We start from the raw sequence: 10,098 nt of genomic DNA on the forward strand, positions 1-10,098 counted from the left end.
TCGCCCACCTACCAGTGGCCTGCCTCCACATCGCCCGCCTTCGAGTCGTCTGTCGGTGGATCGCCCGGCCACGAGTGACCCGGTTACGAGTGACCCGGTTACGAGTCGCCCGCCTTCGCGGAGGCGCCCGCCTTTCGTGGGGTGCCCGCCTTCGACGCCGCCCCGTCCGGGGCGTGCGGGGCGTGCGGGGCCTGGGGGGTGGTGTGCTTGAGCGGGACCGCCGAGCCGCGGACCACGTCCAGCTGGACGGTCTGGCGGGGCGTCAGCAGGTCCAGCAGCCAGCTTCCCGCGATGCGCGCACGGTTGCGCGGGATGGACAGCAGGTGGTAGCCCCGGGTGACCACCTTGGCCGCCATGCCCGAAAGCGGCACGCCCAGCGGGTTCGCGGCGGCGCCGGTCCCTCCCAGGTCGACGACGAACCCCAGGTCGCTGTGCTTGTACGGCCGGAGCCGCCCGTGGCCGTAGGAGGCGGCGATGTTGCGGGCGGCCTGTCTGCCCTGGCGGCCGGCGTGCTGGGCGGTCATCGCCGTGTACTCGCCGGGCCGGGTGAGGTCGGGGACCGCGGCCGCGTCGCCGCAGGCGAAGATCTCCGGGTGGCCGGGCACCCTGAGGTACTCGTCGACGCGCAGACGCCCCTTCACGGTCGGCAGGCCCAGGGACTCCACCATCGGGTCGGGGCGCACGCCGACACACCAGATCAGGGATTTGGTCGGTACGAACTCCCCGTCGGAGAGCTTCACCCCCTCGGCCGTCGCCTCGGCCACGCTCGTCTCGGTGAGGATCTCCATGCCCCGCTCGGACAGCGTCCGGTGCGCGCTCCGCGACAGGCGTTCGTCCAGCTCGGGGAGGATGCGCGGGGCGATGTCGGCGAGGATCCAGCGCATCGGCTGGTCGCGCAGCCTCGGCCGGTGTCTGCGGAGGGCGTTCGTGAGCAGCTGGCCCTGCGCCGCGACCTCGGTCCCGGTGTACCCGGCGCCCACGACCACGAAGGTGCACCTGGCCGCGCGCTCCTCGGGGTCGTCGGACGCGTCGGCTAGCTCGACCTGGCGGATCAGGTGGTCGCGCAGGTAGAGGGCCTCGACGATGCTGCGGAAGCCGTGGGCGTACTCGGCGACCCCGGGTACGGGGAGGAGTTTGTTGACGCTGCCGACCGCGACCACCAGGCGGTCGTAGCCCAGTTCGCGGTGGTTGCCCTCGGCGTCGGTGCACTTCACGCGGCGCGCCTCGATGTCGACGCTGTCCGCCGTGGCGAGCAGATACCGCACGCCGGGATAGTCGCCCGCCAGCGGGACCGCCACCTTGCGGGCGTCGAGGATGCCCGCCGCGACCTCCGGCAGCAGGGGCAGGTAGAGGAAGTAGTCGGTCGGATTGATCAGGACGATCTCGACCGCGCCCTTCGCGATCCGGGAGAGGGTACGGACCGCGGTGAAACCCGCGAACCCTCCTCCGATCACGACGACTCGTTGTCGTTCACCCATGACGTCGCTCCTTTCGGCACTCCGTTTCCAGCGGCGTGCCCCCTCTGCCCCCGGGTCAAGCGTGATGGGCCGTCCCATATTGCCCACGCGGCTCGTACGGACATCGCGGCGAGCGGGTGGGACGCGGGGACGCGGAATGCCCGGGGAGCGGATAAGAAGGATTAATCGCCAGGTCATCGCGCGGGCAAGATGGCGGGGCGGGCGAGTGGGAGCCGCTTTCCCTGGGGATGGCCGGGAGAAGGCGGTGGAATCCAGATGCCGCGCCGATTCGAGGATGATCCGGTTTGTTGAGGGATCGGCTGATGTGAAACAGCCGGTTCGAGAGGGCGGGTCTGCTTCGGGGACGGGCCGGCCCGAGGATCGACCCGCCTTCGAGGGCCGATGTGGAACGGCGGGTTCGAGGGCGAGCCGGTTCGAAGGGGGTGGGTCGTGACGACCTCCGAACAGTCACGCGAGGAGCCGCTGACCTCACCGTTGGCGCCACGCGCGAAGGAGCCGGGCTCGATCGTCGTGCGCTGGCTCACCAGCACCGACCACAAGGTCATCGGCTACATGTACCTGATGACGTCGTTCGTCTTCTTCCTGTTCGCCGGGCTGATGGCCATGCTCATCAGGGGCGAGCTCGCCCAGCCGGGACTGCAGGTGCTGACCACGGCGCAGTACAACCAGCTGTTCACCATGCACGGCACCCTCATGCTGTTGCTGTTCGCCACACCGCTGTTCGCCGGGTTCGCGAACGTGGTCATGCCGCTGCAGATCGGGGCGCCCGACGTGGCCTTCCCCCGGCTCAACATGGTGAGCTTCTGGCTCTTCCTGTTCGGCGGGCTCATCGCGAGTTTCGGTTTCCTCACCGGCGGGGGCGCCCCCGACTTCGGCTGGACGGGATACACGCCGCTCTCCCACGCGACCTACTCCCCGCAGCTCGGCGGAGACCTGTGGATCGTGGGCCTGACGATGTCCGGGCTCGGCACGATCCTCGGCTCGGTGAACTTCATCACCACGATCATCTGCATGCGGGCCCCGGGGATGACGATGTTCCGCATGCCGATCTTCACCTGGAACACGCTGCTCACCGGTGTCCTGGTGCTGATGGCCTTCCCGGTGCTGGCCGCCGCGCTGCTCGCCCTGCTGGCCGACCGCAAGTTCGGCGCCCACATCTACGACCCGCAGACCGGGGGGCCGATCCTGTGGCAGCACCTGTTCTGGTTCTTCGGCCATCCGGAGGTCTACATCATCGCGCTGCCGTTCTTCGGCATCATCACCGAGGTGATCCCCGTCTTCAGCCGCAAGCCACTCTTCGGCTACATCGGCCTGATCGGCGCGACGATCGCCATCGCGGGGTTGTCGATGACGGTGTGGGCGCACCACATGTTCGCCACGGGCCGGGTGCTGCTGCCGTTCTTCTCGTTCATGTCGTTCCTGATCGCGGTCCCGACCGGGGTGAAGTTCTTCAACTGGATCGGGACCATGTGGCGGGGGCACATCTCATTCGACACGCCCATGCTGTTCGTCGTGGGGTTCTTGGTGACGTTCCTGTTCGGCGGGCTGACCGGGGTCATCATGGCCTCCCCGCCGCTGGACTTCCACGTGCACGACTCGTACTTCGTGGTCGCGCACTTCCACTACGTGGTCTTCGGCACCGTGGTGTTCGCGATGTTCTCCGGCTTCTACTTCTGGTGGCCGAAGATGACCGGCAGGATGCTGAACGAGAAGCTGGGCAAGCTGCACTTCTGGACGCTGTTCATCGGCTTCCACGTCACCTTCTTCGTCCAGCACCTGCTGGGCGCGGAGGGCATGCCGCGCCGCTACGCCGACTACAGCGCGCTCGACGGGTTCACCACCCTCAATTTGATCTCCTCCATCGGCGCCCTCCTGCTCGGCCTCTCCACGCTGCCGTTCCTGTACAACCTCTGGTACACCGCCCGCCACGCTCCACGCGTGACGGTGGACGACCCGTGGGGCTTCGGCAACTCGCTGGAGTGGGCCACCTCCTGCCCCCCGCCCCGGCACAACTTCACCTCGATCCCGGCCATCCGCTCCGAGCGGCCCGCCTTCGACCTGCACCATCCGAGGGTGGCGATGCAGCCGCGCCAGCTCGACCCGGCGGCGAGGCTCAAAGAGGAGATCTGACCGGCGGCACGGTGGTGACGCGACGGGCCGCCAGGGCGTCCGGGCCCGGCGAGGCGGTCCGCTCCCTTCCCTGTGCCCCTCTCAGGGGCCACCCGTGACGCGGCCGAGGGCGATCTCGGTGGTCTCCTCGGGGTACGGCGACAGGCGTACGGCGTCGGCGGGGGAGAGCAGACCTGCCGCCACCCGCCCGCACAACTCGGCGAGGGCGGCGATCTCCGCGTGCTGGGCGAGGACGAACGCGCGGTCGACCGGGTCGCCGTGCCCGGGAACGACCGTGCCACCGGAGCCGGAGCCGGAGCCGGAGCCGGAGCCGGAGCCGGAGGTGGGGGTGGTCGTGTCACCGGAGGCGGGGAAGAACTCGGTCGTTCCGTCGGGACCGGGACCGTCGTCGGGCCGGTCGAGCAGGCCGAGGAGCCCGGTGAGTGTGGCGGGCCATTCGAGGGGATAGGCGTCCTCGTAGGCGGGCGGCGCGCCGTTCTCCACCAGATCCCCGGCGAAGATCACCCCGGCGTCCGGCACGTGGACGACGAGGTCGTTGCCGGAGTGGCCGCGGCCGAGGTGGGCGAGGACGACCGGGCGGCCTCCGACGACGAGCCGCGTCCGGTCGGTCACCAGATGGTCCGGCGGCACGATCTCGGTCCTCGCGATGTCGTCGGCGATGTCCGGCCGCCCCAGATCCCGGTAGTACCGTTCCCACTCGCCCCTCGCCCGGCCGCCGTTCTCGACCAGGTCGGCGCGGCAGTCCTCGTGCGCCCAGACCGGGCAGCCGAGGAAGGACCGGGTGCCGAAGCTGTGGTCGAAGTGCGAATGGGTGATCGCCACCGTCCACGGGTCGCGGGTGATCCGTCTCACCTCCGCGAGCAGCTCCGCCCCCTGCCGCTCGTCTCCCCGCGTGTCGACCACCAGGCAGCCGCCGTCGCCCATGACCAGCCCCACGGACAGGTCCAGCTTGGCGTACCGCCGCACGAGCACCCGGTCCGCCACCTCGACCCATCGACCTTCCACGAATCGCATTCTCCCCCCAACCCGGGACCTCGGCGCAGGCCCCCGGCCTGGGACCTCAACCCGGGACCTCACACAGGCCCCCGGTCCGGGACCTCGGCGCAGCACCTCGGTCCAGGACCTCACCCCAGGACCCGGCCGACCATCCGCGCGTACATCCGCCCCGGGCTCGGCACCGACGACGGGTGCAGGAAGCCGGGAAGCATCGGCAGGTCCACCGCGAAGGGCTGCAGCCTCTCGTAGAGGACGTCGGCTCCCGAGGGGCGGTCGTCGGGGTCCTTCTCCAGCAGGTCGGCGAGGAGGCGGTTCAGCTCGTCGGGGATGCCGGGCACCCGTGGCGGGCGTTCCTTCACCTGGCGCTCGAACACCGCGTACTCGGTGGGGCCGGTGAACAGCTGGCGGCCCGTCAGCATCTCGTGGATCACGCACCCGAGGGCGTAGAGATCGCTGCGGGGGCCGGACAGGCCGCGCTGGATCTGCTCGGGAGCCATGTACGACGGGGTGCCGAGGATCTGGCCCACCCGGGTGAACTGGGTGGAGTCGGCCTCGCGCAGCACGGCCAGGCCGAAGTCGAGGACCTTCACGCTCCCGTCGGGGCAGAGCATCAGGTTGGTCGGCTTCAGGTCGCGATGGCAGACGGACAGCGCGTGGGCGGCCGTCAGCACCGCGCACGCCTGGGCGGCGATCGCCGCCGCCCACGGCACGGGGAGCGGGCCGTGCTCGCTGACCACGTCGGCCACGGTGACGCCCTCGATGAACTGCATCACCTGGAAGAGCCGCTGGTCGAAGGTGCCGAAGTCGTACAGGACCGGAGCGCCGGGGTGCTCCAGCCTGGCCAGGATGCGGGCCTCGCGCAGGAAACGCCGCTTCAGCTCCTCGTCGGGGCCGGTGAGGAACTTTAAGAACTTGACGGCCACCCTGCGGTCGAGATGCTTGTCGTGACCGCCGTAGACGGCCCCCATGCCTCCCTGGCCGAGAGGGAGGTCGTCGAGGACGTACCGGTCGCCGATGACCATCGACCCTCCCCTGGACCTGCGGGCATCAAGCCCCTTGGTCGCACGGCCGGAGATGACCGTCGACCAGTCCGTCAAAGCCTAGCCGGATCAGCGTTTCCCCCAGCGTCCGTGTTTCGCGCAGTTTGTCCTCAAGGTCGAACAGCTCGCGGAAGGCCGTGCCGTACATCCGCTGGTCGGACAGCGGCAGCACGGGCACCCGCGCCCGCCGCACGTCGAGGCGGCTGGAGCTGGGATGGACCCTGGCCGCGTCGGCCGAGCGCAGGAACCCGGCGAGGAACCCGGAGTCGAGCCGCTGCGGATCGACTCGGTAGAGCGTGAGCTGCGGGCCGAGCGCCGCGCCACCGTGGGTGATCACCCTGACCGCGCCCAGCACGGTGGTCACCACGTCACCCGGCCGGATCATGACCAGGGCCGGGTCGAGGGTGGTCCGGCCGGAGGGCGGCGTGCCCGCCGCGGTGTCCTCGGCGGTCAGCACCGGCAGGGGACCCTCGTCGGCGGACATCCTCGCCGGTGCCTGCAGGATCGTGATCAGTCCCGCCTTGGCCAGCTCGCCGACCGTGGTGGTCGGCAGGTCCTGCCGTTCGGCGAGCGGCTGGAGGGCGGGGGTGGCGTCCGGGAGCAGGGCCGAGGTCTCCTTGAAGCCGGCCAGGGCGTCGGTGAAGTCGCGCAGGAGGTCGGGGCCGCCGTGCTGCGGGCGGTGCCTGGACGGGGCGAGGTCGACCTCGTCGTCGAGCAGGTCGATGATCCGTACCGTCCTGCTCTCGCCGGACAGCTCGGCCTCGGGGTCCTTCTGGTACGCGCGCCAGGCGGGCTCCACGATCGACAGGTTGTCACCGGCGTCCACCAGCAGCAGCCGGGACGGCGGACGCCCGCCGTCGGGCCTGCGGAGGATCCACAGGTCGGGACCGCCCGGCGCGAGCGTCACCACGGCACGCAGCGCGCCCGCCCGGAGCAGGTTGCCGCGGATCCGCTTGCCGGGACGGCGGCTGGCGGCGGCGGTGGGCATCAGGATCGCCACCAGGCCGCCCGGTCTCACCCGGGCCAGGCAGTGCTGCACCCACGCCAGCTCCGACTCCCCGCGCGGCGGCAGCCCGTACTCCCAGCGCGGGTCACCGGCGAGGTCCTCGTGTCCCCAGACCCGCTCGTTGAACGGCGGGTCGCAGACCACGGCGTCGGCGAGCTCACCGGCGAGGCGATCCTCGCGCAGCGAGTCGCCGGCGACGATCCGCGCCTCCGCGCCGCGCAGCAGCACCCGTACGGCGGTGAGCAGCGCGTTCGACTCGTTGATCTCCTGCCCGATCAGGACGGTCTTCCGTTCCGACCGGGCACGCCCCTTGCGGCCCGTCCGTGAGCCCGTGCGCGGCCCGGCGAGGGAGTCCGCGCCCAGCAGCAGTGTCCCGACGCCGCACGCGGGGTCGAGGACGACGCCGCCCTCCCCGGCCGCGAGCCCGACCATGAGCGCGGCCACGTCGTCCCTGGTGACCGGGAGCTGGCGGGAGTGGGCCTCGGCGTAGCGCTGGAACAGGAACTCGAAGACCTCCAGCGGGTCGCGCTCGGCGGCGAGCTCGGCCACCAGCCGGACGAGGGCGAGGTCGTCCAGAAGAAGATCGGCGGAGCCGGGAAGATCCGTCGTCACCTCGGCCACGCGGGTGAGAGACTTCGTGCCATGATCACGCCAGAGGGTGGGTTCGCGGCGCAGGAAGAGCAGGAACGCGCCGACCCCGCCCACGAGTTCGCCCAGCCTGAGGTCGTCGACCGAGGTGCGCATCCGCTGCCAGACCAGGTCGCCGAGCGAGACTTCGAACGACTTGCCGTTCGCGCGCAACCACACGGCGATCTCGGGCAGGGAGAACAGCGGGCTGGAGGTGGTGCCGCCCACCGGCTGGGGAAAGTCCTCGTGGCGGCGGCGCCAGTTGCTCACCGCAGCCCTGCCGACCCCGGCGAGCCGGGCGATGTCGCCCGCGTTCACGGTGATCTCCTGACTCTCCTCCATGGTGGGTCACAGTAGTTGACCGTGCCGCAACGGTCTACAACGACTTTGCTTGTGAAGTGCTTCAACCAATGATTTACTGCCCTCATGGCACTGAACCAACCACTTGCACTGCGCTACGCGGCCCGCTCCGACGTGGGTGTCCGTCGTGAGGCGAACGAGGACTCGGGCTACGCGAGTGCACGCCTGCTCGCCATAGCCGACGGCATGGGTGGTCACGCGGGTGGAGAGGTCGCCAGTTCACTTGCCGTCACAGCCATGGCGAAGCTGGACGACACCCTGCCCGCCGACGGTGTCGACCTGCTCGCCGCGCTCAAGGGCGCGGCGAGGGACGTGAACCACACGCTGCACGACATGAGCGAGCAGGACCCCACGCTCCGCGGCATGGGCACCACGTTGACCGCGATGCTCTGGAACGGTGCCACCTTCGCCCTGGCCCACGTGGGAGACTCCCGGGCCTACATGCTGCGCGACGGCGCCCTGTACCAGATCACCCACGACCACACCCTGGTCCAGTCGCTGGTGGACGAGGGGCGGATCACCCCGGAGCAGGCCGCCGAGCACCCGCGCCGGTCGATGGTGCTGCGGGTCCTCGAAGGCACTGGCGACGGGGAGCTGGACCTTTCGCTGCGCGAGGCCTACCCGCAGGACCGCTACCTGCTCTGCTCCGACGGCCTGACCGCCGTGGTCGGCCCCGAGACCCTGTTCAACACGCTGACCGAGATCTCCGACCCCGACGAGGCCGTCCGCCGGCTCATCGACCTGGCCAACCGGGGCGGCGGCCCCGACAACATCACCTGCATCGTGGCCGACTTCGGGGCGCCCACCGGCGCGGCCCAGCCGGGCCCGGCCATCGTGGGCGCCGCGGTCGAGCGGAAACTTCCCCTCTGACCCGCGATCCCGCGGACGGCCGAGGGCGACCTCCCGCAGGAGAACCCCCGGCCCCCGACTCGCGGGCCCTGGCCTCAGACGCTCACCGAGGACACCGGCTCCCGGCGTTCGGCAGGTCACGCGGCTTGGTGGCGCCGGGCTCCTGGATTTACCAGGTTTTGCCGGTGATGCGTTCGTAGGCTTCGATGTAGCGCTGCCGGGTGACCTCCACGACCTCGGCGGGCACCTCGGGGGCGGGTTCCTTCTTGTCCCAGCCCGTGCCGGTCGCCCAGTCGCGCACGTACTGCTTGTCGAAGGAGAACTGCGCGTGGCCGGGCTCCCACCGGTCGGCGGGCCAGAATCGGGAGGAGTCGGAGGTGAGCACCTCGTCGCCGAGCACGAGGGTGCCCTCGGAGTCCCAGCCCAGCTCGATCTTGGTGTCCGCGATGATGACGCCCCGCTCCGCGGCGAGTTCGGAGCCTCGCCGGTAGATCTCCAGCGTGATCCGCCGGAACTCCTCGGCGACCTCCGCGCCCTCCAGGGCGACGACGTCCTCGAAGGAGATGGGCTCGTCGTGCTGCCCGAGCGGCGCCTTGGTGGACGGAGTGAAGATCGGCTCGGGCAGTTTGGAGCCGTCGAGCAGTCCGGGCGGGAGCGGCACGCCGGAGACCGATCCGTGCTCCCGGTACTCCTTCAGCCCGCCCCCGGTCAGGTAGCCGCGCGCGACGCACTCGACCTTCGCCATCTCCAGCTTCCTGCACCGCACCGCGCGCCCCTCGAACTCGGCGGGCACGTCGGTCGCCGAGATCACGTGGTTGGGCACGATGTCGGCGAGTTGCTCGAACCACCACAGTGACAGCCGTGTGAGGATCTTCCCCTTGTCGGGGATCGGGGTGGGCAGGATCACGTCGTACACCGACACCCGGTCGGACGCCACCAGGATGATGTCCCCGCGGTCCTCGTAGACGTCGCGGACCTTCCCTGAATGAAGAAGCTTCACTGCGTTCCTTGCTCTCGCTCGACCCGGCGGCCGCCTCGCGGGCCACCGGTCGCTGACCGACACCTGCCCACCGTATTCGAGATCCGGCGGCGACCCGGCAACCGGGCACCCCCTCACCTGCTCGGGGAGAGTTTCGCGACCCCCTCGGCCCTCGCTACTCGCAGGGCCGTGCTCCCTTCGGTGCCAGGCTCACGTGGGACGCCGCGGTCGACCCCGCAGCAGGTCGGCCAGGACCACGGCCTCGCTGATGTCGGCCTGCCTGGTCGCGGTCAGGAGCGTCACCGTTCGCTGCTCCGCCAGCTCCCGCAGGTGCTCAAGTGCGGTGGCCCGCTCGGGGTCCTCCAGTTCGGCCCGGTAGCGGTGGCGGAACTCCTCGAACCGAGCCGGATCGTGGCCGTACCACTTGCGCAACTCGGTCGAGGGTGCCACCGCCTTGCACCACTCCTGAAGATGCGCCTTCTCCTTGGAGAGCCCGCGCGGCCAGACCCGATCGACCAGCACCCTGGCACCGTCCTCGGCCTCCGGCTCCTCGTAGATCCGGCGCACCCGCACTTCTGGTTCGTCAGCCATGACGTGGTCGTTCCCGGGTGACGGTAATGGCAGCCACCCGGT

At 70.5% G+C, this 10,098-nt stretch carries 8 protein-coding genes; 2 read left to right on the top strand and 6 right to left on the bottom strand.

Translation table 11 applies throughout. The annotated features are described in order from the left end of the window. Window positions 1-98 precede the first annotated feature (98 nt). Window positions 99-1,478: an NAD(P)/FAD-dependent oxidoreductase gene (locus ABT352_RS30890; protein WP_350948499.1), complete on the bottom strand. Its 1,380-nt coding sequence runs from the start codon at window positions 1,476-1,478 to the stop codon at window positions 99-101. 462 nt (window positions 1,479-1,940) lie between these two features. Between ABT352_RS30890 and ctaD the strand changes: the two genes are divergently transcribed. Next, window positions 1,941-3,608 (top strand): aa3-type cytochrome oxidase subunit I, encoded by a 1,668-nt coding sequence (gene ctaD / locus ABT352_RS30895; protein WP_350948601.1) that lies wholly within the window; start codon window positions 1,941-1,943, stop codon window positions 3,606-3,608. An 81-nt stretch (window positions 3,609-3,689) separates the two neighbouring features. Here the strand turns inward: ctaD and ABT352_RS30900 are convergent, their stop codons facing one another. From ABT352_RS30900 to ABT352_RS30910, 3 genes are all read right to left on the bottom strand, one after another. Beyond that, window positions 3,690-4,622: an MBL fold metallo-hydrolase gene (locus ABT352_RS30900; protein ID WP_350948500.1), complete on the bottom strand. Its 933-nt coding sequence runs from the start codon at window positions 4,620-4,622 to the stop codon at window positions 3,690-3,692. Window positions 4,623-4,732: 110 nt separating this feature from the next. After that, complete coding sequence (locus ABT352_RS30905; RefSeq protein ID WP_350948501.1) at window positions 4,733-5,626, bottom strand: serine/threonine-protein kinase; 894 nt, start codon at window positions 5,624-5,626, stop codon at window positions 4,733-4,735. Between the two features lie 25 nt (window positions 5,627-5,651). Continuing rightward, window positions 5,652-7,619 (bottom strand): N-6 DNA methylase, encoded by a 1,968-nt coding sequence (locus tag ABT352_RS30910; RefSeq protein WP_350948502.1) that lies wholly within the window; start codon window positions 7,617-7,619, stop codon window positions 5,652-5,654. An 84-nt stretch (window positions 7,620-7,703) separates the two neighbouring features. Between ABT352_RS30910 and ABT352_RS30915 the strand changes: the two genes are divergently transcribed. Beyond that, window positions 7,704-8,507, top strand: coding sequence for a PP2C family protein-serine/threonine phosphatase (locus tag ABT352_RS30915; RefSeq protein ID WP_350948503.1), 804 nt, complete (start codon window positions 7,704-7,706; stop codon window positions 8,505-8,507). A gap of 148 nt (window positions 8,508-8,655) precedes the next feature. Here the strand turns inward: ABT352_RS30915 and ABT352_RS30920 are convergent, their stop codons facing one another. Both ABT352_RS30920 and ABT352_RS30925 read right to left on the bottom strand, forming a co-directional pair. After that, window positions 8,656-9,486 (bottom strand): phosphoribosylaminoimidazolesuccinocarboxamide synthase, encoded by an 831-nt coding sequence (locus ABT352_RS30920; RefSeq protein ID WP_350948504.1) that lies wholly within the window; start codon window positions 9,484-9,486, stop codon window positions 8,656-8,658. A gap of 189 nt (window positions 9,487-9,675) precedes the next feature. Beyond that, window positions 9,676-10,056: a DUF488 domain-containing protein gene (locus ABT352_RS30925; protein ID WP_350948505.1), complete on the bottom strand. Its 381-nt coding sequence runs from the start codon at window positions 10,054-10,056 to the stop codon at window positions 9,676-9,678. Window positions 10,057-10,098 lie beyond the last annotated feature (42 nt).

It is taken from the genome of Streptosporangium sp. NPDC000563, from assembly GCF_040299985.1.
Classification (GTDB): Bacteria; Actinomycetota; Actinomycetes; order Streptosporangiales; family Streptosporangiaceae; genus Streptosporangium.

What these genes read in the sequence shown, in the direction of transcription:
- ABT352_RS30890 (WP_350948499.1), bottom strand. Translation starts at nt 1,478, where the DNA reads ATGGGTGAACGACAACGAGTCGTCGTGATCGGAGGAGGGTTCGCGGGT.
- ABT352_RS30900 (WP_350948500.1), bottom strand. Translation starts at nt 4,622, where the DNA reads ATGCGATTCGTGGAAGGTCGATGGGTCGAGGTGGCGGACCGGGTGCTC.
- ABT352_RS30905 (WP_350948501.1), bottom strand. Translation starts at nt 5,626, where the DNA reads ATGGTCATCGGCGACCGGTACGTCCTCGACGACCTCCCTCTCGGCCAG.
- ABT352_RS30910 (WP_350948502.1), bottom strand. Translation starts at nt 7,619, where the DNA reads ATGGAGGAGAGTCAGGAGATCACCGTGAACGCGGGCGACATCGCCCGG.
- ABT352_RS30915 (WP_350948503.1), top strand. Translation starts at nt 7,704, where the DNA reads ATGGCACTGAACCAACCACTTGCACTGCGCTACGCGGCCCGCTCCGAC.
- ABT352_RS30925 (WP_350948505.1), bottom strand. Translation starts at nt 10,056, where the DNA reads ATGGCTGACGAACCAGAAGTGCGGGTGCGCCGGATCTACGAGGAGCCG.